The 20,113-nt window shown below is 42.0% G+C and carries 24 protein-coding genes; 6 read left to right on the top strand and 18 right to left on the bottom strand.

Annotated elements, in window-relative coordinates; all coding sequences use genetic code 11:
• Window positions 1–299 precede the first annotated feature (299 nt).
• The 3 genes from tnpA to BQ5375_RS07090 all read right to left on the bottom strand — a co-directional run bounded on the left by tnpA (window position 300) and on the right by BQ5375_RS07090 (window position 2,623).
• Window positions 300–761 (bottom strand): IS200/IS605 family transposase, encoded by a 462-nt coding sequence (gene tnpA / locus BQ5375_RS07100; RefSeq protein ID WP_076917642.1) that lies wholly within the window; start codon window positions 759–761, stop codon window positions 300–302.
• 198 nt (window positions 762–959) lie between these two features.
• Window positions 960–2,336, bottom strand: a complete 1,377-nt coding sequence (locus BQ5375_RS07095; RefSeq protein ID WP_022131842.1) for an aspartate ammonia-lyase — start codon at window positions 2,334–2,336, stop codon at window positions 960–962.
• Between the two features lie 5 nt (window positions 2,337–2,341).
• Window positions 2,342–2,623, bottom strand: a complete 282-nt coding sequence (locus BQ5375_RS07090) for a hypothetical protein (RefSeq protein WP_076917641.1) — start codon at window positions 2,621–2,623, stop codon at window positions 2,342–2,344.
• A gap of 90 nt (window positions 2,624–2,713) precedes the next feature.
• Here BQ5375_RS07090 and BQ5375_RS07085 point away from each other — a divergent pair, with 90 nt between their 5' ends.
• The 5 genes from BQ5375_RS07085 (at window position 2,714) to aac(6') (ending at window position 6,742) form a co-directional block, all read left to right on the top strand.
• Entirely contained in the window at window positions 2,714–3,943 is a 1,230-nt protein-coding gene (locus tag BQ5375_RS07085; RefSeq protein ID WP_022131843.1) for an NAD(P)-dependent malic enzyme, read from the top strand.
• Window positions 3,944–4,104: 161 nt separating this feature from the next.
• A complete protein-coding gene (locus BQ5375_RS07080) occupies window positions 4,105–4,863 on the top strand; it encodes a nucleoside phosphorylase (protein ID WP_022131844.1) in 759 nt (252 codons plus the stop codon).
• Between the two features lie 19 nt (window positions 4,864–4,882).
• A complete protein-coding gene (locus tag BQ5375_RS07075; protein WP_022131845.1) occupies window positions 4,883–5,281 on the top strand; it encodes a hypothetical protein in 399 nt (132 codons plus the stop codon).
• A 37-nt stretch (window positions 5,282–5,318) separates the two neighbouring features.
• Entirely contained in the window at window positions 5,319–6,209 is an 891-nt protein-coding gene (locus BQ5375_RS07070) for an NAD(P)-dependent oxidoreductase (RefSeq protein ID WP_022131846.1), read from the top strand.
• Between the two features lie 101 nt (window positions 6,210–6,310).
• A complete protein-coding gene (gene aac(6') / locus BQ5375_RS07065; RefSeq protein WP_022131847.1) occupies window positions 6,311–6,742 on the top strand; it encodes an aminoglycoside 6'-N-acetyltransferase in 432 nt (143 codons plus the stop codon).
• Between the two features lie 50 nt (window positions 6,743–6,792).
• Here the strand turns inward: aac(6') and tsaA are convergent, their stop codons facing one another.
• From tsaA to BQ5375_RS14390, 11 genes are all read right to left on the bottom strand, one after another.
• Window positions 6,793–7,476, bottom strand: coding sequence for a tRNA (N6-threonylcarbamoyladenosine(37)-N6)-methyltransferase TrmO (gene tsaA, locus BQ5375_RS07060; RefSeq protein WP_022131848.1), 684 nt, complete (start codon window positions 7,474–7,476; stop codon window positions 6,793–6,795).
• Between the two features lies 1 nt (window position 7,477).
• Window positions 7,478–8,071, bottom strand: a complete 594-nt coding sequence (locus BQ5375_RS07055; RefSeq protein WP_022131849.1) for a sugar O-acetyltransferase — start codon at window positions 8,069–8,071, stop codon at window positions 7,478–7,480.
• Between the two features lie 47 nt (window positions 8,072–8,118).
• A complete protein-coding gene (locus BQ5375_RS07050; protein ID WP_022131850.1) occupies window positions 8,119–9,111 on the bottom strand; it encodes a diguanylate cyclase in 993 nt (330 codons plus the stop codon).
• Between the two features lie 22 nt (window positions 9,112–9,133).
• Window positions 9,134–9,295 (bottom strand): hypothetical protein, encoded by a 162-nt coding sequence (locus BQ5375_RS14340; protein ID WP_159438021.1) that lies wholly within the window; start codon window positions 9,293–9,295, stop codon window positions 9,134–9,136.
• Window positions 9,296–9,655: 360 nt separating this feature from the next.
• Complete coding sequence (locus BQ5375_RS07045; protein WP_022131851.1) at window positions 9,656–10,300, bottom strand: PrsW family glutamic-type intramembrane protease; 645 nt, start codon at window positions 10,298–10,300, stop codon at window positions 9,656–9,658.
• Window positions 10,297–10,920: a hypothetical protein gene (locus BQ5375_RS07040; protein WP_076917640.1), complete on the bottom strand. Its 624-nt coding sequence runs from the start codon at window positions 10,918–10,920 to the stop codon at window positions 10,297–10,299. The genes BQ5375_RS07045 and BQ5375_RS07040 overlap by 4 nt, the downstream gene beginning before the upstream one ends.
• The gene (locus tag BQ5375_RS07035; protein ID WP_022131852.1) at window positions 10,901–11,260 is read right to left on the bottom strand and encodes a hypothetical protein; all 360 of its coding nucleotides are present in this window, start codon (window positions 11,258–11,260) and stop codon (window positions 10,901–10,903) included. The genes BQ5375_RS07040 and BQ5375_RS07035 overlap by 20 nt, the downstream gene beginning before the upstream one ends.
• Window positions 11,247–11,792 carry an RNA polymerase sigma factor gene (locus tag BQ5375_RS07030; RefSeq protein ID WP_022131853.1) on the bottom strand — a complete coding sequence of 182 codons (546 nt, stop codon included), beginning with the start codon at window positions 11,790–11,792 and terminating at the stop codon, window positions 11,247–11,249. Before BQ5375_RS07030 ends, BQ5375_RS07035 begins: the two co-directional genes overlap by 14 nt.
• Before the next feature lie 40 nt (window positions 11,793–11,832).
• Entirely contained in the window at window positions 11,833–12,273 is a 441-nt protein-coding gene (locus tag BQ5375_RS07025; protein WP_022131854.1) for an NUDIX hydrolase, read from the bottom strand.
• A 26-nt stretch (window positions 12,274–12,299) separates the two neighbouring features.
• Window positions 12,300–13,976 carry a recombinase family protein gene (locus tag BQ5375_RS07020; RefSeq protein ID WP_076917639.1) on the bottom strand — a complete coding sequence of 559 codons (1,677 nt, stop codon included), beginning with the start codon at window positions 13,974–13,976 and terminating at the stop codon, window positions 12,300–12,302.
• 138 nt (window positions 13,977–14,114) lie between these two features.
• The gene (locus tag BQ5375_RS14390; protein WP_008689701.1) at window positions 14,115–14,279 is read right to left on the bottom strand and encodes a hypothetical protein; all 165 of its coding nucleotides are present in this window, start codon (window positions 14,277–14,279) and stop codon (window positions 14,115–14,117) included.
• 200 nt (window positions 14,280–14,479) lie between these two features.
• Here BQ5375_RS14390 and BQ5375_RS07015 point away from each other — a divergent pair, with 200 nt between their 5' ends.
• Complete coding sequence (locus BQ5375_RS07015) at window positions 14,480–16,801, top strand: tetratricopeptide repeat protein (RefSeq protein ID WP_008689703.1); 2,322 nt, start codon at window positions 14,480–14,482, stop codon at window positions 16,799–16,801.
• 59 nt (window positions 16,802–16,860) lie between these two features.
• On the opposite strand, the gene BQ5375_RS07010 is transcribed toward BQ5375_RS07015, so the two are convergent.
• The 4 genes from BQ5375_RS07010 to BQ5375_RS06995 all read right to left on the bottom strand — a co-directional run bounded on the left by BQ5375_RS07010 (window position 16,861) and on the right by BQ5375_RS06995 (window position 20,104).
• Window positions 16,861–18,942 carry a heavy metal translocating P-type ATPase gene (locus BQ5375_RS07010; protein WP_008689705.1) on the bottom strand — a complete coding sequence of 694 codons (2,082 nt, stop codon included), beginning with the start codon at window positions 18,940–18,942 and terminating at the stop codon, window positions 16,861–16,863.
• A 7-nt stretch (window positions 18,943–18,949) separates the two neighbouring features.
• Window positions 18,950–19,252 carry a DUF6110 family protein gene (locus tag BQ5375_RS07005; protein WP_008689707.1) on the bottom strand — a complete coding sequence of 101 codons (303 nt, stop codon included), beginning with the start codon at window positions 19,250–19,252 and terminating at the stop codon, window positions 18,950–18,952.
• A gap of 209 nt (window positions 19,253–19,461) precedes the next feature.
• Entirely contained in the window at window positions 19,462–19,695 is a 234-nt protein-coding gene (locus tag BQ5375_RS07000; RefSeq protein WP_008689709.1) for a transcriptional repressor, read from the bottom strand.
• 31 nt (window positions 19,696–19,726) lie between these two features.
• Window positions 19,727–20,104 (bottom strand): heavy-metal-associated domain-containing protein, encoded by a 378-nt coding sequence (locus tag BQ5375_RS06995; RefSeq protein ID WP_008689711.1) that lies wholly within the window; start codon window positions 20,102–20,104, stop codon window positions 19,727–19,729.
• Window positions 20,105–20,113: the final 9 nt, after the last annotated feature.

The raw sequence follows: 20,113 nt of genomic DNA, 5'->3' as shown, positions 1-20,113 counted from the left end.
AACGAGAGAGTCCAAAGGACGAACGACCTGCGCGAGAACGAAACTTTTGAGTTCACAGTTAACCGACTACGCGAACAGCGTGCAGGCTCAGCCTGCCGAGCGCCGCGCGCTGGAACCAAAGCCCCGCAGAAAACTAAAGCGCGATACAGTGTCCAGCTTCAAGCTGGTTTCTCAGAAAGTAGAGAAAGTCATGACCACCCCTAAGAGGGGTGGCATGACGAGCGGCCTATAAGGCCGTGATAAAAGCCAGCGCCTAAATGACGCTGGCTTTCACTTTGTTCAAGCCTCTGGTGGTATGATTACTTGCTACCCTTGAAAGGGTCTACATACTCCTTCTTGCTTAAACTATCTTCTATTTGATCTTGCTTTTCTTGCTCTCGGATATATTTTTGTATTGTCGCAGTATTGATTCCTACTGTACTTACATAATATCCTGTTGCCCAGAAGTTTCTATTCCCAAACTTGTATTTTAGGTTTGCATGCCTTTCAAATATCATCATCGCACTTTTCCCTTTGAGGTATCCCATGAATTGGGATACACTGTATTTGGGCGGTATACTTACCAGAATATGTACATGATCCGGCATCATATGCCCTTCTATAATTTCTACACCTTTCCACTTACACAAATCTTTTATGATTTGCTGGATATCTTTTCTCAATTCTTTATAGATTATTTTCCGACGGTACTTTGGTGTAAAAACGATGTGATACTTGCATACCCATTTGGTATGTGCTAAACTATTTGCCATAAGAAACATCCTTTCCTGGTTTTTTAGAGGCTTGAACAATCTCTATCTTACCAGAAAGGATGTTTCTTTGCTTAAGCCTTAATCCACCCGCATAGCGGGCGGTTGTTGAACTTTCGCTTATTGGCGAAAGTTCTTTGCTAAAGCACTAATATAAAAGCCCGAACCGGAGTGGTTCGGGCTTTTGAGTACATTTTTTTGTGTGATGGATTATACCATGGAGTGTGGGTCGAGGATCTTGTTGATCTCTTCGTCGGTGAATTTGCCACTCTCGTGCAGCAGTTCACGAACGGACTGACCGGTCTTGATTGCTTTCTTAGCAATGTCAGCAGCAAACTGGTAACCTACCTGTGGGCAGATTGCAGTGATGATACCAACAGAACCATCAACCAGAGCCTGACAGCGATCAGCATTAGCGGTGATACCGGTTACGCAGTTGTCAACGAAGGTTTCAACAGCGCCAGCCAGAGCGTTGATAGACTCGAACAGTTTGTGGTAGAGAACTGGCTCTGCGTAGTTGAGTTCGAGCTGACCAGCTTCAGCAGCCATGGTGATGCAGACATCGTTACCCATGATGCAGAATGCAGCCTGAGACATAACTTCTGGAATAACTGGGTTAACTTTACCTGGCATGATGGAAGAACCATTCTGTTTTGCAGGCAGGTTGATTTCCTGGAAGCCACAACGTGGACCGGAGGACATCAGACGGAAGTCGTTAGCCATCTTGGAGCAGGAGATTGCACAAGTTTTCAGGGATGCAGAAACGTATGCATAAGCATCCAGGTTCTGTGTACCGTCAACCAGGTCATCAGCTTTTACCAGTGGCAGACCAGTGATTTTAGCAAGTTCTGGAGCCAGAGCTTCAACGTATGCTGGGTTAGCGTTGAGTGCTGTACCAACAGCAGTACCACCCATGTTTACAGCGTACATGCCTTCCAGAGCGGTGTTCAGACGAACGATATCACGTTTGATAGCTTTGCGGTATGCACCGAATTCAGCACCCAGACGGATCGGAACTGCGTCCTGCATCTGAGTACGGCCCATCTTGATGATGTCGTGGAATTCTTTTTCTTTTTCAGCCAGAGCAGCTTCCAGACGTTCTACCTGAGCAATTGCTTTTTTGAGCAGTTTAGCAGCAGTCAGTTTAGCAGCAGATGGGAAAACGTCGTTGGTGGACTGAGCTCTGTTTACATGGTCATTTGGATGAACGATGGAGTAATCGCCTTTTGTGCCGCCGAGGATTTCGATTGCACGGTTAGCGATAACTTCGTTTGCTGTCATATTTGCAGTTGTGCCTGCACCACCCTGGATTGGGTCACACAGGAACTGATCATGGAGCTTGCCAGCGATGATCTCGTCACAAGCCTGGCAGATTGCATCTTTGATCTTAACATCCAGCTCGCCAACCTGACAGTTGCAGATTGCACATGCTTTTTTGATCTCTGCCATGGAGTTGATGAACTCTGGCTGCATTCTCTGACCAGTGATGTGGAAGTTTTCACAACCACGCATAGACTGTACGCCATAGTAAGCGTCTACTGGAACCTGTTTTTCGCCGATCGAATCTTTTTCAATACGATATTCCATGATTTCTACCTTCTATCCTTTTTAATGTCTTGTTTGGGGTTTGTTACTTTTTCGAACATTTTTGACGCAAATCCTGCATCATTTGATTTCATTATAGCAGGAGTCCGGAAAAAATCAAGTGTTTTCTCTTGTAAAATCCCTTGTTTTGATAGTTTTAATTCATTTTTTTGCAATTTGTCCATCATTTCGGCAAATCTTTGTACGCTTTTTCTATTGCGTTTTTTTTCACAAAAAGAGTACAATAAAAGTATCGAATTTCTGCTGGAAGTGATTCTTTTTGCAGGCAAAAATTCGCGGGAGTTCCTGTTTTGCCTACCGGCATTCTGGGGACATGTAACAGTGTAAAACACGATTTAAGTTTAAGGAGGATTCCCGAAATGGACGTTTATGAAAAATCTCTTGAACTGCACAAAAAAGCACATGGTAAACTGTGCGTAGAGTGCAAAGTTCCTCTCAACGGTGCAGAAGACCTTTCTCTTGCTTATTCTCCAGGCGTTGCTCAGCCATGCCTCGAAATCAATAAAGACTACAATACAATCTACGATTATACTGCAAAAGGCAACATGGTTGCTGTTGTAACAAACGGTACTGCTGTTCTGGGCCTTGGCAACATCGGCGCTGGTGCTGGTCTGCCGGTTATGGAAGGTAAAGCTGTTCTGTTCAAATCCTTTGCAGGCGTTGACGCTTTCCCAATCTGTCTGGACACCATGGATCCTGACAAGATCGTTGAAACCGTTAAACTGATGGAACCAACCTTCGGCGGTGTAAACCTCGAAGACATCAAAGCTCCAGAATGCTTCTACATCGAAAACAAACTCAAAGAGATCTGCAACATTCCGATCTTCCACGATGACCAGCATGGTACCGCTATCGTTACTCTGGCAGGTCTGCTCAACGCTCTGAAAGTTGTTGGCAAAGACATCAAAGATCTCCACGTTGTTGTAAGCGGTGCTGGCGCTGCTGCTATCGCTATCACCAAACTGCTGCTCTCCGCAGGTATTGCAGATGCAATCCTCTGCGACAGCAAGGGTGCAATCTACGAAGGACGCGATGGCCTCAACGATGTTAAAGTTGAAATGTCCAAGATCACCAATGCTAAGAAACTCTCCGGTTCTCTGGCTGACGTTATCAAAGGTGCAGACGTATTCGTTGGTGTTTCCGCTCCTGGCGTTCTCACTCAGGATATGATCAAAACCATGGCTGACAAACCAATCATCTTTGCTTGCGCTAACCCAACTCCAGAAATCGATCCTGCTCTGGCTAAAGAAGCTGGCGCTGCTGTTGTTGGTACCGGTCGTTCCGACTATCCAAACCAGGTTAACAACGTTCTCGCATTCCCAGGTCTTTTCCGTGGTGCTCTGGACGTTCATGCTACCAAGATCAATGAAGAGATGAAGATCGCTGCTGCAAAAGCAATCGCTTCTCTGGTTTCCGATGAAGAATGCAACGCAGAATACGTTATCCCATCTCCATTCGATCCACGTGTTGCTCCAGCTGTTGCTAAATTCGTTGCACAGGCTGCAATCGACACCGGTGTTGCTCAGAAAACTGACATCACTCCTGAACAGGTTGCTGAACATACCCGTCAGCTGGTTAACAGAAAATAATTTTTCTGAGATAACTGTTTAGACTTCTCAAAAGCCTCCGCATCAAACTGCGGAGGCTTTTTTTGTAACCTCATCTAAAAAATACGCTATAGATGGAAATTTATTTCCTGTCGTGATAAAATAATCCTATCATCTGAAAATACAATCAAAGGAGGGATTTTATGTGGAAATATCCTGATGACAATACCCGTGCCGTCATCACTGCAAAGGAACATATACAGTCCGGGCACAACCCGCAAAATCTTTGTCTTCCTCAAACTGCTGTTCTCTTTTATATGCACAGTGGAGAGGAATATCTGCGGCAGAATTATCCAACTCATTTACTTTGCGAAAAGCTGCCCCGATTTTTAAGAGGCTGTCCGGTTTACCAGTTCGATTTAGATAACCATTTCTGTTTTTTGGACGGCGGAGGAGGTGCGCCGCAGGCAGTGGACACTCTGGAAACGCTGGCCGCTCTTGGAGTAAAAACTGTCGTTACCGTCGGAATGTTCGGTGCCTTTGGGGAAAATGTCAACAGCGGCGATATCATCATCCCGAACAAAGCATTTGTGGAGGAAGGAACTTCTCTGCATTACTATGATTTTATCGAATACTCCGTTCCCTCCCCTTCCCTCTATCAGCGAGCTGTAAAGGAAATTACCAGTGCAAAATCTCTCCCTATCGTTTCCACCGATGCAGTCTATCGTCAAACCTTCTGGAAGGAACATCTCTGGCGGGAAAAAGGCGCTGTCGGTGTGGATATGGAAACCTCAGCCCTCTTTTCAGTTGGAAGTTTTCTTGGTGTCGATGTTGTATCTGTCTTGATTGCTTCGGACAAACACCCACTGCGGGAAGAAGACCCTGCCTGGGCATGGACTATGACGCAGGAAACCCGCCACCAATTTTTTGAACAGGTTTTACAGTTTGTAAGGAGGCTGTAAAAATAGGAAGTGAAAAAAGATGAAAATAGTCCTGATCTTTCTCGTTGTCTGTCTTTTGTTCTACATACTTTGGATCAGCGGATACCTTATTATCAATCAGAAAAGGGCACTACTTTATTTTGATCGCAGAGGTAAAGACTCTGCTAGCCGCAAAATCACCTTTTCTTCCTGCACCGGATACACTAAGCGTGTTCTGAATCTGTCTAAAAATCATTTGTATCAGTTTTCTTTTTCCTCTGACATCACCAAAGGAACCGCAATAGCAGAGATTCAGGATAAAAATAAAAACGTTCTGTTTTCTCTGGACAACATCCATCCTGTCCAAAGTTTAGATACCTCTCAGATCAGTCGATATTATCTTATCTTTCGCTTTCAAAAAGCAGATGGAACAATCTGTTTGGAATGGAAAGAGTTATAACATTATCTATAAAGCACTAAAAACAGGAGGTCTTTTTATGCTGAAAAAATTAGTTGCCGTGGAACGGCTCAATCTTACTCCAAATGCAAACGAAGAGTTTGCAAAAAGAGCCGAAGAATACATCTTTTACGATGATATTCCTTCCAGTGAGGAAGAGGTCATCCAACGAGCAAAAGATGCTGACGGCATTCTGGTCAATATCACCACTCAAATCACTGCAAACATCATTGAACACTGTCCAAACCTGCGCTACATCGGCATGTGCTGCAGCTTGTACGATGAAAACAGTGCAAGTGTAGATATCCGCTGTGCAAGAGAACGCGGTATCACCGTTTTGGGTGTGCGGGATTATGGTGATATCGGCGTTGGAGAGTACGTTATTTCCCAGCTGACCGATCTGCTTCATGGCTTCCACGGCAAACGCTGGGGTGATCGTCCTTTGGAATTAACCGGTATTCCGGTTGGCATCATCGGAATGGGCGCCACCGGTCAGGTGGTAGCACGGTCACTGCGCTTTTTCGGAGCAGATGTCACCTATTACAGCCGCAGCCATAAGCCTGAAATTGAAGCAGAAAGCATCGCTTATCTCCCTCTGGATGAACTGCTCCAAAAAAACATCTGTATCTGCACCTGTTTAAATAAGTTTGTCACCCTGCTGCACCAGGAAGAGTTCGAAAAATTTGGCAATCACAAAATCCTGTTTAACACAGGTCTTACTCCTGCCTGTGATCTGGATGCGTTAAGAACTTGGCTCTCTCACGGGGACAACTACTATTTCTGCGACAGCCTGATGGCCTTGGGAGATGAATCGCTGAAAGAAGTGGAAAACGTCAGCTGCTACGGCGGTTATTCCGGCGGTTCCTATCAAGCAATCGAACGTCTGACCGAAAAATCTCTTGCAAACCTTGACCAGTTTCTTGCAAGGTAATATACCGGCACAAAATCCGAACACTCCCGAACATAATAATCAAATCCCAAAACAATCAGTACAAAAATAGAAACATATTCATTCTAAGGAGGTTTTTGAACATGGAGATCAGACCTGTCTTAACACAGGAAGTTGATTTACTTGCTGTACTTGCCGCAAAATTATGGCCTCACCACAGTAAGGAAGAACTTCACGAGGAATTTTGCGAATTTCTTTCCTGTGGAATTATTTTTGCTGCTTTTGAGGATAGTCAGATGGTCGGCTTTGCACAGTGTTCTCTCCGAAATGACTATGTGGAAGGATGTTCACACAGCCCAGTCGGATATCTGGAGGGTATCTTTGTATTGGAAGATTACCGACAAAAAGGCATCTCCCGTCAACTGCTTTTATCCTGTGAAACTTGGGCTAAAAAACAAGGCTGCCGGGAATTTGCCAGCGATTGTGAGCTGGATAATACCCAGAGCCTTTCCTTTCATCTTGCCTGTGGTTTTGAGGAAGCAAACCGAATTATCTGTTTTAAGAAAACGCTATAAATTGTTTTGAAAGAATAAAAAAGGGACCTCCTCAGAGGTTCCTTTTTTATTTATCGTATCTCACAAACTGTCAATGTATGCTCACAAACGGTAAAGCAAACTTCCATCCCACCAAAGAAAAATCCGTATACTCTGTCGGGATCATCCTGATAGGATGGTCGTGGGTCGTGACCCAGCACCCCAATCAATGCTTCCAGTTTATCCTGTGGAATTTTTTGCTTCCATTCATCTGGAATGATGACAGTAAGCGGGTTCAAATGAAGTTCGTCAGTAAATCCACCCTTTGCCTGCGGATGGCTGTCAGTATAAGCAAGATATGGCTTGATATCCAGAATTGGTGTTCCATCCATCAAATCTGCTCCCGACACCCGCAGAACCATCCCATATTTTGGATGTTTCTCAATCGCTTCCAACTTTACCGAGGAAAGTCCAATCGGGTTAGGACGAAATGGAGATCGAGTAGCAAATACTCCCATTCGTGTGTTTCCTCCAAGCTTTGGCGGCCGCACTGTCGGAGACCAGTCTTCCCGCACTGCTTTGGAAAACTGCCAGATCAGCCACAGGTGGGAGAAATCTTCCAATCCACGCAGCGCCTGTGGATTTCGGTACTCTGGTTCAAAGACGATAAGCGACTGCAAATTTTCCACCAGTCCGCTCTGTCGCGGAATTCCAAACTTGGAAGGAAAATCGCTATGTATCCTTGCGATAATCTTTACTTCAAACATCTCTGCCATATTATGCTTCCTCCGTCAGCTGCAAGCGATCTTGCTCTGTAATCTTTCTCAGCACGCGGCAGGGACTTCCCACTGCTACCACTCCAGCCGGGATATCACGGGTAACCACACTGCCTGCTCCAATGACACTACCTTTTCCGATGGTAACTCCACCGCAGACAGTACAATTTGCTCCCAGCCAGACATTTTCCTCCAGAATGATAGGGGCAGATGTTCCAATTCCTTCCTCAACCCTCTGCTTTTCGTCCAGAGAGTGTCCTGCACAGCTCAGGCAAGTTCCGGGTCCAATAAATGCTCCCGCTCCAATATGGATTGGTGAGGTATCCAGCATCACACAGTTATAGTTAATGACAGCCAAACCATAGGAATGAATATTAAAACCATAGTCACAACGAAAACTCGGCTCAATAAAGGTAAGTTCATGGCAGGTTCCAAGCAGCTGTTTCAAAATTGCATGGCGCTTTTGCGCTTCCGAAGGTCTTGTCTGGTTATATTCCCAAACAAGTTCCTTTGCCCGCAGCTGCAGCTCTGGCTTAATCTGTCCATGTTTTGCACAGTAAGGAGTGTTTGTTTTCATTAACTGACTGATATCCAATTGCTGGTTCCTCTTTTCCAAAGTTTATTTTTTATAAAAATATATGCTTACCTGCATTTTCTGCGGTCATGCTGTCTTTGACAGTAAAATTCCCGCTTTTGTTCATACATAAACCTGTCTGCTTCATCAATCTGTTCCCTGATATTGTATTGGGAATTACGCCATGAGATCCCCACGGAACAGCTGATTCCATCATGCTCCATCGTTTTCTGTACCGCATACACCGCTGCCTTAAAATCATCTTCTGCAAGAGTGTTGTCGATTACAACAAACTCGTCGCCGCCGATCCGGTATGCTTTCCCTTCAAAGCCTTTCTTCAGGCATTCTGCTGCACGATAGATTAAAACATCTCCCGCACGATGACCATTCCTGTCATTTACTTCTTTAAGGCCGTTTAAGTCAAAACAGGCAACTCCTATTCCAAACTGGTTCGGACCTTGCTCTATATTCAGATCCTGATTAAATTTATTTCGATTATATAATCCTGTCAAAGAGTCCTCATAGCTCAGACGCTTTAACTCCTGTGTCTGCTCTGCAATCTTTTTTTTCTGTTCTGCAACTCGTTCCTGCAGATACTGATACGACTGCTGTGCCATCTTTACAGGAAAACCGATATCATCTTCCACCATTTCATCGTATGGATTGGAAACATGAATATGGCAGCAACGAAGTTTACCTTCTATATTGCGAAAAATTGCTGCAATACGCTGGTGAACTCTGAGACTGATTTGGGTAGAGGAATCCGTCACAATCCACATCCGTCCGCTGCACAGATAAACCTCAGGAGCGATCGTCAACACGTGATACTCTTCCTCTGAAATATTACATTTTGGAATCTGACCTGCAAACTTTCGAAAAATATCAATTACTTCTTTTCCAACGGCATATTCGTGATCTCCCGCACCAATCCAGACAATATCTTCATCCAGATATTCTATCACCGCTTCAATATCATTTGCACAGTAATGCTTGTGCACCATAAAGCTGATAAGTTCAATAACTTTTTTTTCTTCCGGACTTTGTTTCACTTTAAAAACCATCCATTCTTCCTTTTGATCCATCTCAATAATCTTTTTTACTCCTGTTTATCCACACGCAAAAGATTTTTGTTTTTAAAATGAGTCTTAAAATCCCTGATTTTCCAGAAATTCCTTTTAATTGTGATGTTTGTCCACAACCTTTTCTAAGAGAAATTACTATTTGACTGTGTTTTTCCTGATTCATCCATACAATCTCATAAATTATATCTTATTTATGGGATTTGTTCAATATCATATTGAAATGATTAAATCCTCCAGTAACTTTTGAAAGCACCCTGTTATGACACCAAAACATCTTTCTCCGAAAAAATGGATTTCCAAACTCTTTTTGTTTTGATCCTCTTTCTTCTGTATTTACTCATTCCTATTTATCTTTTCCATTTAGACAATTTCCTAATCTTATTGTGCTATATCCGCCCCCTCTTATAAAATCACTTTGAAAAAGCCTCTCATTTATATAGGGACAAAAATATGGAAAAACTCTCACTTAAATTGAAAAAACATATAAAAAAGAGCTATCAAATTGATAGCTCTAAAAAACAATCTATTTATATTCCTTTTTGAGTCGTGGCATAAACAGTTTATCAAATAACACACCGATCATTACCGTTGCTATTGGGAGTGCATAGGCAATGTGCTGCACCCAGCTTCCATAAGAGATCAGCAGATTATAGGTACCATGAAATGCAATCGATGCTCCCAAAAGTCCCAGTGTACCAGCAATTTTGAGCCATTGGCGATTCCATACATAAGCAAGTCCATAGCCAATGATTGCTCCACAGACAATATGCATTGCTCCCGCACCAAGACCGCGTATCAACAGATAATCCAGGTTTTCCGCTCCACCTTCGATCAAATAACAAATATTTTCAAAAGTAGCAAATCCTGCGGCAAGGGTGAGGACAGCGTTTTTGATTTCATCTGGTTTTGGCTCAAATACAAACAGATAAAACATCAAAGGCAGCAGTTTCATCACTTCTTCCACCACCGGTGCAATTTCTACCGTGGCATGAAAAGCAGTCGTTTGATACAAAGCCGCTACAAAGGTATTCACATACGCCGAAAGCAGGCACACACCCATTCCTTCCAAAATAAACACAAAGAAGCTCAGATATTTTTTGCCCATACACAGTGCAGTGATAACCAACGGTGCCGCAACACATACAAAGATATTCTCGATATACGTCATACTTCCACCGCCTTTCTGACCGATGGCAGAATAAGAAATATCGAAGTTGTAAGCATAAAATCAATCCAAAAATAAGGATTCGTCCAGGTGTCGCTCACCCATGGATAGCTGGACAGCCAAAGGCAATTTTCCAACGCAACAAAAACAATTACTGCAAGGTGAAATTGCCATTTGTTGGAGCCCGGTTGCTTTTTCTGATAAACAAATCCTCGCACCGAACACCAGGTGAGTGTAAGCATAATACCACCTATTATGATATTATAAATCAAGCTTCCGATGCTGATATAATACAATGTGAAGAAAATAATGACTGCTGATGCAACATACATTCTGCTGCAGCGAAAAGCACGCTCTTCCTTATCAGAAATGCTGTATTGGAGCAGATACAAAAAAAGGTAACTTGACAGCCAACCGATTTCTGATACATAAAACATAGGAGGTGCATCGGTAACCAGGATCGTATAGAGCATCCAGTAAAGCCCTGCCAGCATAAAACATCCATAAAAACAGGTTAGAATAAAAAAAGGTTGTTTGCGACTCTTATAATAGAAAACGCCGGATATGATACATCCCAGCATAGCAACCAGAACCTGTGAAAGGTTATCTATGATTTCTATCATCCTTGTCCTCCATTTCTTTTTCTTCCTTCTGAAGATTATGGATGTGCAGGCACAGAATTGTAACACACACGCCCAGGACAAACGCAATCAATCCGATCAAAAGGTATCCAAACATTGTACCTTCGGTAAAGATACTGGCTGTTGTCTTAAATGTGTCATAATCTGATACTATAATGTTTTGAGCAACTCCGGGCATTACAGAAGCTAAACCCACAATGATCACAAGGCAGATTGTCACAGAAGACACTGCCATCATATAACTGCGGCGCTGCTTTTGTTTGTACTGAACCTGTGCAATCCTTTTTTGAACTTCTTCCAAACGCTCCTCATGATTTCGCATCCGTAATTCCCTCCTTTTCCAAAAGTCCCCGCAGACTGTGCTTTCCTCGATAAACCATATTGGTAATCTGCTTGACACTTTTCCCCATAACTTCAGCAGCCTGTGCATAGCTCATATTTTCAAAGTACACCAGATACAATGCCTCACGATAGTTTTGCTGAAGCTGTTTCATACAAAAATGAAGAATTTCATTTTGTTCTTTGGTTTTGACAACCTCTTCCACCAGCAAATCACTTTCCGGTTCTTCCGAAAGATTTTCCATGCTGAAAGATAAATGCAGCTTTTTCCGGTGCCGTATCGCCATGTGTCGTGCTGATTTATAGAGATAGGCCTTGAGTCCGCCTTCCCGAATACGGGGTTTCTTGACAAACAGATAGGTAAAGACCTCGATCATCAGATCTTCTGCTTCATGAAGATCATGAAGATATCCGTTAATATACAAAGTAAGTGCACTGCCATATTTTTTCATCAGCTCACTCAACCCTGTTTCATCACCGTCCAGATAGAGGCGGTAATATTGTTCATCGGTCATATTTGCCGCCTCCTTTTCCTGATTAGTCAGCGTCAGAACATTATCTTTTCTTTAATCGACAATTCAGTTCGTACAATGCCGTTCGGTTGGAATCCCATCGAAGCTTTTCATATACATCCTGATAAGAAAGCCACATACATTCGGTATGCTCGTGAGACAATTTTATTTCTTCGGTACATTCAAAGCCAAATGCATATTCTGGCACAACATAGGTATCCTCCGACCAGTTGTACAGATGCATTTTGGGAAAAATATTGGTCGGAATATAGCACATGGACTTTAGCTCCATCATACGATTAGCCAAAATGCCGCCTTCTTCCAATACTTCACGTCTTGCTGCCTGGAGTGGCGTTTCATTATCCTCACCGCCTCCAGCGATAAATTGCCACTCACCAGAATCTATACGATGGAACACACAATATACCGGAACCTGATTAACAAACCTGTACGGTATCGCAAGTATTTGAAATGGTGCTCTCATTTTTTGTTTCCTTTTTTACAGCAATCTTATCTATTTCTAATCAACAGTGCGACTGCTTCAACTGTTGTTTCGTTGTCCCAACTAAGTTCCTGAATTTCTTCACCGTCAAAAAATACCGGAAACTTAAATTTTATATGCTTCAAAAATCTTCCGTTCGGCTGTTCATCCTCGTAAATATCAACTCTTTCAACAAAACTGTTCATAAATTCTTTTTTCTCCATATCGGTGAATTTATCATACAGTTTGTCAAAGTACAAAAGATATTGATACACTCCATCCTCAGAAATTTTCTGCTGACGGATATACTCTTTTCTGGATACTATATCATCGATCAGACTTTCCAGTCGTTCAATCTCATCATACAAACCATTTAACCGATCCTGCATATCCTGATACTTCCTGTCATACATTTTATCAGAAATATCCAGATTGTCCATCTGTTGTCCTAACCTATTTTTAGCTCCCAATACTTGCCGCAGCTGTTTTTTCAAGTTCTCATGCTCTGTTTCCAATTCTCCGGTATCTATCTTAGAATTGATTTTTGCACGTATAGCGGCTTCAAATTTCGGATTATTCACCAGCTTTTTAATAACTTCTGCTACCGCATCATTTACTTTTTCTTCGTTCCACTGCTTCCGGTAATCACATTTATGACCATTCACATAATACCTATGCTTGCAGGCATAATAAAAATAATCCTTATAAAATGTTCCGTCTTTTTTCTTCTTACGGTTTACATTTCCATACATTCCCTTTCCACAAATTGGACATTTAAGAATTCCGGACAAAATATGTTCATGCTCCAAACTATGGATTTTCTCATGCTTTACTCCATTTATATTTCGTTTCTGTTTTGCCAAGTTCCAATCATCTTCGGAAATAATGGCTTCGTGAATACCATCACTTAATATATAAGAATCCTGCTTTACAATACGGAATTCATTTCTCTTGCCTGGCACTCTTTCAGTTTTCCTTCTTCCAAATGCCAATTTACCACAATAAATAGGATTATCAAGGACACCCTTTATAAAAGAAGTAGCAAACGCATCCAACGTATTATTCTGTCTCTTTTTCTTCTTGTAGCCATGCTCATTCAGATAGGCTGCAATGCCATTTACTCCCATATTGGTATGAATATATTTATCAAAAATAATACGAATGATTTCTGCCTCATCTTCTGCAATTTCCAGTTCTCCATTTAACAGCTTATATCCGTACGGAGCAAATCCGCCGTTCCATTTGCCATCTCTCGCCTTTTGTCTGCGCCCCTCCATTGTCTGTACCAGAATATTTTCACGTTCAATTTCTGCTACCGCAGACAGAACAGAAATCATCAGCTTACCGCTGTCTTTAGAACTGTCTATACCATCTTCAACACAGATCAAATTTACTCCAAAATCCTGCATTCTCTGCAAAGAATTAAGTACATCTGCAGCATTTCTTCCAAAACGGGATAACTTATATACCAAGACAAACTCTACACGATCTTTACCTTCTTCAATATCCCGAAGCATTTGCATAAATTCCTGCCGTCCTTCAATACTTTTTCCTGACTTTCCCTCATCCGAATACTCTCCGACAATCACCATTTCCTGAAAATCTGCATATTTTCTCAATCTTTCTTTTTGTGCTTCCAAGCTGTATCCTTCTACCTGCATAGACGTAGATACCCTTGTGTATATATAACATCTTCGCTTTTTCATTTATATTCTCCATACCAAATTACAGTTTACTTTTTATTTGTCCCAACTATATTTTACCGTAGCTGCACATACTCGTCAATATAGGTAAAATGCACAAATATCACGCAAGAAAAAAGAGAGCCAACATCTATGCTCTCCCTAATCATTTCCCAATGTATTCTGTTGCTGCTCTTGCTGGCAGTTATCTTCTGCTTTGTCCTCCTTCGGTAATCCATTCAGTTCCTGAAGGAGCTCACTGCCATATTTTTCTATCATTCTGGCAAGAAAATCAACACATCGTTCAAATTCAACTGTGTGTGCCATAGCTCCTCCTTCCAAACCGATATTTCTTGTCACCACGCATTTTTCGGCGGTACTCTTTAGCTGATCTGGAATTTGTGCTATAATTTCTATTAGACCAACTCCGTTCAGCCTGATGTCAGTTTAATGGAATTTCATAAGAAACTCATTGAGCATAGATTGAGCGGAAATTGAGTATTTTACAGAACAGGAGGGGATTCTATTTGGAAAGATGTGATTTTGGTTCGATTATGACGATCATTCGCCGTTATATCAGCGAAGATAAAGGAATGAATCAAATAGATTTTACCTATCTGTTATTTGACACGTTTATGTGCAGCGATGAAGCCATAGACTTTGATTTTGACAATGGACAGGTCTGCCGTTGGATGACAGGACAGGCAAAAGTAAGTCCCCGGATCGTAACCTACTTTTTAGATAAAGAACATCAATTAGAATTGGCAGGAAACATTCAGCGACATATTATTCCTCTGATGTATGATTCTGCTATGGCAGCAAAAGAATTATATGAGTTAGTATTACAGGATACATCTATTTCAGAGCCAAAAAAACAGGAACTAATCTGTTCTTATTCTCCCGCTGATATAGACACCATACATATTTTCATAACAAGGGTTCTGTGTTTCGGAATGGAACGGAATTTTGTGAAACGTGACACACGAACCAAGAAATTATTAGCCGCCGGAAATCTTTCTCCTGTCTTAACAGATTTTGTAATGGGAAATGACGTTCCCCGTCCATGCAGGCATTTTTGTGGACGTTCTGAAGAAATCGAAGTGCTGCATTCTCTGTTGGAAAAAGAGCGTAAAGTATTTTTATCTGGAATTGCCGGAATCGGGAAAAGTGAACTGGCAAAGGCTTATGCCCTGCAGTATAAGAAAGAATATACCAATATCCTGTATCTCACCTACAGCGGTGATTTAAAACAGGATATTACAGACATGGATTTTGCGGATGATCTTCCGCAGGATTCTGATGAAGAACGCTTCCGAAAACACAACCGTTTTCTGCGTTCTCTCAAAGAAGATACTTTGATGATTGTAGATAATTTCAACGCCACTTCCATACAGGACAGTTTTCTTTCGGTCATACTCAAATACCGCTGTCAGATATTATTTACTACCAGAAGCCGTCTGGACGGACATTCCTGTATGCTGTTGGAAGAAATTTCCGATAAAACAACGCTTCTGCAACTTGCAGGAAAATTTTTCTCCGACACAGAAGAAAAATCTGATGTCATAGAACAGATCATAGAAGCTGTCCATGCCCATACGCTCGCTGTAGAACTGGCATCACGCTTACTGGAAACCGGAATATTGGAACCAGAAATGCTCTTAAAAAAATTGTTGGAAGAAAATGTCGCTCTTGATGCAACTGATAAAATCAATATTATAAAAGACGGGCAAAGCAGCAAAGAAACCTACTATGGACACATACATACTTTATTCTCTCTATATCAGCTTTCTGAAACTCAACAAGATGTAATGAGATGTCTGTGCCTGATTCCTTTAACCGGTATTCCGGCACGAAGATTTGCTGCATGGCTGAATTTACCGGATTTGAATGCCGTAAATGATTTAATTGAAATGGGATTTATTCAGCCAAAAACCGGAAGAACCATTGTACTGCATCCCATGATACAGGAAATCGCTGTTGCAGATATGCAGCCGTCTGTAAAAACCTGTTTCCCTTTACTGGAAAGTCTGCAAAACATCTGCCTTTTACACGGCAATGATATTTCCTACTACAGACTTGTTTTCCAAACCGTTGAAAACATTATTACAAAAACAACTAAAGATGATATTTCTGGTTATTTATTATTCTTAGAAGATGTTTTCCCATATATGGAAAAATACCACGAAGAAAATGGTATGCAAAGAATCCTGCGTGAACTATCTTCTTTGCTGGAAGACACTTCTATCGGAACCGTGTCTGACCGGGCATTATTACTGGACTATAAAGCTACCCTTGAAAGAAATATTGGAAAAGCCGTAAAGCTGGAAAAAGAAGCGATGTCTTTGCTTTCTCCTGTTACACCTGAAAACGCCCACCTCGTCGCAAATCTATATGGAAATCTGGGTGGACTATATCACCAGCAGGGAAATACCGAACTGGCAAAACAGGCTATGGAGCAGGGAATCAGCTTATTAGAACAATACCAGCTTCTCTATATGAATGACAGTATTGTTCAAATCTGCAACTATGCAGCTCTCCTTACAGATACCGGTGAAGCGTCTCGTGGATTATCCTCCTTACGCAAATGTGCCCGGCTGGTAAAAGAATACAATTCCGATCAGTGTCTGGACTATGCCATTATTCAGGAAGCTATGGGAACTGCCTATCTGGTACAGGCTGATATAGAACAGGCTACCTCCCATCTCAAAAAAGCTATGGCAATCTATGAAATAGTATGGGAATCTGAACCGGAAGCTATCGATAATAAATACCAACAAATACAAGAATTGTATATCAATGCTGGAATACAAATTGGACAACAATTATTGAGCTCTACTAAAAATGTCTGAATAGTCTACAAATCAAACTATTCAGACATTAAAACTTATAACAATATGAATATTTTATATTAATTAGTCGGCAATAAATTTCCCATACTCTTCAAACTGATAGCTAAAGTAGAAGTATTATGTAGTAACGCAGAGGTCGTTGGTTGAATAATTCCTGCCACTCCTAGTGCAATCAGCATTGCATTAATACCGACAATCCCCCTGTAATTCCCCTGAATACGGTGCATCATCGCATTAGACAAACGTTTCAGTACTACGATTTCCCGCAGATCCTCAGCAGCAATCGTAATGTCTGCGATCTCTCGCGCAAGTTCTGCTCCATCACTGATTGCAATTCCCGCATCTGCTGCTGAAAGCGCTGGCGAATCATTGATTCCGTCACCGATCATCACTACTTTTCTTCCTGCCGCTTTCTCTCTTTCAATGAATCCTGCCTTATCTTCCGGAAGTACTTCGGAATAATATTCATCCACTCCCACTCGTTTCGCAATAGATGCTGCAGTACGTTCACTGTCTCCCGTCATCATGACGATCTTGGAAACACCTTCTTCTTTCAAAAATCTTACCATCTCCCCGGCTTCTTCCCTGAGAGGATCTTCAATACAGATTACAGCAACTAATTCTCCGTCAATGGCAAGGAACAAATGAGAGTATTCTTCAGGAAGCGTATCAAATCGTTCCTGATATTCCGGACGTATCCGGCACTTTTCATCCTCAAACACAAAATGACTGCTCCCTATTATGGTCTTCTTTCCTTCTATATAGGAGGAAATACCATGGGCTACAATATACTCCACTTTTGAATGCATTTCTTCATGATACAGACTTCTTCTCTTTGCAGCATCCACGACAGCTTTTGCCATGGAATGTGGAAAGTGTTCTTCCAGACAGGCAGCAATCCGCAGAGCTTCCGGTTCAGGATAATCGCCAAACACAATGACTTCTTTTACAGTTGGTTTCGCCTTTGTCAGCGTACCGGTCTTATCAAATACGATGGTATCTGCCTCTGCCACAGCCTCCAGATACTTCCCACCCTTTACGGTAATTCCATTCTGTCCGGCTTCCCGTATTGCAGAAAGGACAGAAATCGGCATAGCCAGCTTCAATGCGCAGGAAAAATCCACCATAAGAACAGAAAGAGCTTTTGTCATATTGCGTGTGACAGCCCAGACAAGCCCTGTCCCCAGAAGCGTATATGGTACCAGACGGTCCGCCAGATGCTCTGCCTTGCTTTCCAGATTGGATTTCAACTTTTCTGAGTCTTCAATCATAGTCACAATCTTTTCAAACCGGGTAGCACCTGATACGGCCCTGACTATGATTTCCAACTCTCCTTCCTCCAAAACGGTTCCTGCATATACGGACTGACCCTCAGTTCTTCGTACCGGAAGAGATTCTCCGGTCAAAGATGCCTGGTTCACCATTCCTTCTCCGCAAGACACCTCTCCATCAAATGGGATTACATTGCCCATGTGTACGATCACTCTGTCACCCGGCAAAATATCGGATGCCGGAACAAGAATTTCCTGCTCCTCTCTTTTCAGCCATACTTTCTTTATGTTTAAAGACATGCTGCGTGCCAGATCTCCTACAGACTTTTTATGTGTCCATTCCTCCAGCAATTCTCCAATTCCCAGCAGAAACATGACAGAACCGGCAGTATTAAAGTCTCCTCGCAGCACGGACACGCCAATCGCTGTAGCATCTAATACCGGCACCTCTATCTTCCGTCTGGCCAGACATCGAATCCCTTTTCCGATATATTGGACCACTTTAAAAGTAAGCCATATTTTTCTCACCGAATTTGGCAAGAGCAATTTCCCTCCATAATGGAGCAATGTTTTTGCTATCAGCTTTTCCCTGTATGCGGAATTTAAAGCACGCCCTGAACTTGATAATACATTATCCGGAACATCTGCTTTCTCAAAATGAAACTTTTTTAATTTATGGATCAGTTCTTCTCTGTCCCCTGTATAATAGATCACAGCATCTGCGGTGCGCTCATATACTTTGACCTTTATAACACTTTTCTGTTTTTCAAGAGCCCAGCAAAGAACATCCGCCTCCGTACATGTCATTCGGTTTCGGATAACGTGGATACGGAGACGGCCCTGTACTTCATGCTTGATAAGAAATCTCATCTTTTACCTATTCGTTTTCTTCCTGTTCAGACGCACCATCCTCCTGAACATCATCTTCCTGCACCTGCATTGCCTCTTCCTGTGCACGCTTTTCATTGATCTGTTGTGCTTCTGCAAGGATATCCTCTGCGTTCTCCTGCACTGTTGTAGCAGTCTTCATAACACAGTCTTTTGCCCGCAGTACAGCCGCAGTGCAGTTTGTATATACTTTTTTTGCGTCCTTACTGGAAAGGAGCTTTACACCCGCAGTCCCAAATACGACTCCTCCTACAAAACATCCGATTTTTTTCAAAGTAGAATCACTAAACATCCTATGTACCTCCTGATTATTTGTGTTTATAGCCTGTATAGAATACCATCAAAAAGCAAAAGACGGACGCCCACGCCCAAAACCTATGTTGTTTCACAACCACATCACTTCCTTTTCTATAAGACTCTGTTTATTTTTTCATAGTAACAACTTTCATTTAAGATAGTCAATTCTAACAGTCCTTATTGATAAATTTTGTCATTTGCAGGCTACTTATATACGATTTCTCTGCTAAGCACCCCGATATTCTCCAATTCCTTTACCAGACGGTAAACGGTTGCCATCCCAATGCTCTGGTCAAGTTTCACCACCCGGGCATAAATTTCCTTGCAGCTGGAACACCTGTCTTCCAGGATAATATCTAAAATCATTTTACGCTGCTTTGTAATTCTGCAGCCATTTTCTTTCAGTTTTATAATAATACTTTCTTTTTCACCGTTCATACCCGCTTTCTCCCATATGAAATACCACGGTCTAGCTTTGAATAGACTCAACTAAAAACCCTGCTTTTTCTACTGCGCAGATCAGGATATCTTCCCCTATTTCACGATCAAGGGATATCTCAGCACAACTTTTATTAAGATCTACTCTGGCGGAGACTCCATCAATCCGATTCAAGCTATCTGTCACACTTTGTACACAATGTTCACAATGCATTCCTGTAATAAACATGGTTTTCTTTGCGATGACCGGACCCGTCAATTTCTTTTTTTTCTTTTTATTTTTGCTGCTGCAATTTCCTCCCGCTGGACATCCAACACATTTCACTCCGCTTCTTTTTGCCTTAATAAGATATGCAGCTGCACTCCCTACTAAGATTACAATAACAAGAACTGCTATCATATTTTCCATAGAGCATTT

Origin of the sequence: Negativibacillus massiliensis (assembly GCF_900148495.1) — a bacterium.
GTDB lineage: Bacteria > Bacillota > Clostridia > Oscillospirales > Ruminococcaceae > Negativibacillus > Negativibacillus massiliensis.
The sequence above is the reverse complement of the archived record's forward strand: the minus strand, read 5'-3'. Positions and strand labels throughout refer to the sequence as shown.

Coding starts and splice junctions, on each gene's coding strand:
- tnpA (WP_076917642.1), bottom strand. CDS start 761: ATGTTTCTTATGGCAAATAGTTTAGCACATACCAAATGGGTATGCAAG.
- BQ5375_RS07095 (WP_022131842.1), bottom strand. CDS start 2,336: ATGGAATATCGTATTGAAAAAGATTCGATCGGCGAAAAACAGGTTCCA.
- BQ5375_RS07085 (WP_022131843.1), top strand. CDS start 2,714: ATGGACGTTTATGAAAAATCTCTTGAACTGCACAAAAAAGCACATGGT.
- BQ5375_RS07080 (WP_022131844.1), top strand. CDS start 4,105: ATGTGGAAATATCCTGATGACAATACCCGTGCCGTCATCACTGCAAAG.
- BQ5375_RS07075 (WP_022131845.1), top strand. CDS start 4,883: ATGAAAATAGTCCTGATCTTTCTCGTTGTCTGTCTTTTGTTCTACATA.
- BQ5375_RS07070 (WP_022131846.1), top strand. CDS start 5,319: ATGCTGAAAAAATTAGTTGCCGTGGAACGGCTCAATCTTACTCCAAAT.
- tsaA (WP_022131848.1), bottom strand. CDS start 7,476: ATGGCAGAGATGTTTGAAGTAAAGATTATCGCAAGGATACATAGCGAT.
- BQ5375_RS07050 (WP_022131850.1), bottom strand. CDS start 9,111: ATGGTTTTTAAAGTGAAACAAAGTCCGGAAGAAAAAAAAGTTATTGAA.
- BQ5375_RS14340 (WP_159438021.1), bottom strand. CDS start 9,295: ATGAATCAGGAAAAACACAGTCAAATAGTAATTTCTCTTAGAAAAGGT.
- BQ5375_RS07045 (WP_022131851.1), bottom strand. CDS start 10,300: ATGACGTATATCGAGAATATCTTTGTATGTGTTGCGGCACCGTTGGTT.
- BQ5375_RS07040 (WP_076917640.1), bottom strand. CDS start 10,920: ATGATAGAAATCATAGATAACCTTTCACAGGTTCTGGTTGCTATGCTG.
- BQ5375_RS07035 (WP_022131852.1), bottom strand. CDS start 11,260: ATGCGAAATCATGAGGAGCGTTTGGAAGAAGTTCAAAAAAGGATTGCA.
- BQ5375_RS07030 (WP_022131853.1), bottom strand. CDS start 11,792: ATGACCGATGAACAATATTACCGCCTCTATCTGGACGGTGATGAAACA.
- BQ5375_RS07025 (WP_022131854.1), bottom strand. CDS start 12,273: ATGAGAGCACCATTTCAAATACTTGCGATACCGTACAGGTTTGTTAAT.
- BQ5375_RS07020 (WP_076917639.1), bottom strand. CDS start 13,976: ATGAAAAAGCGAAGATGTTATATATACACAAGGGTATCTACGTCTATG.
- BQ5375_RS14390 (WP_008689701.1), bottom strand. CDS start 14,279: ATGGCACACACAGTTGAATTTGAACGATGTGTTGATTTTCTTGCCAGA.
- BQ5375_RS07010 (WP_008689705.1), bottom strand. CDS start 18,942: ATGAGATTTCTTATCAAGCATGAAGTACAGGGCCGTCTCCGTATCCAC.
- BQ5375_RS07005 (WP_008689707.1), bottom strand. CDS start 19,252: ATGTTTAGTGATTCTACTTTGAAAAAAATCGGATGTTTTGTAGGAGGA.
- BQ5375_RS07000 (WP_008689709.1), bottom strand. CDS start 19,695: ATGAACGGTGAAAAAGAAAGTATTATTATAAAACTGAAAGAAAATGGC.
- BQ5375_RS06995 (WP_008689711.1), bottom strand. CDS start 20,104: ATGGAAAATATGATAGCAGTTCTTGTTATTGTAATCTTAGTAGGGAGT.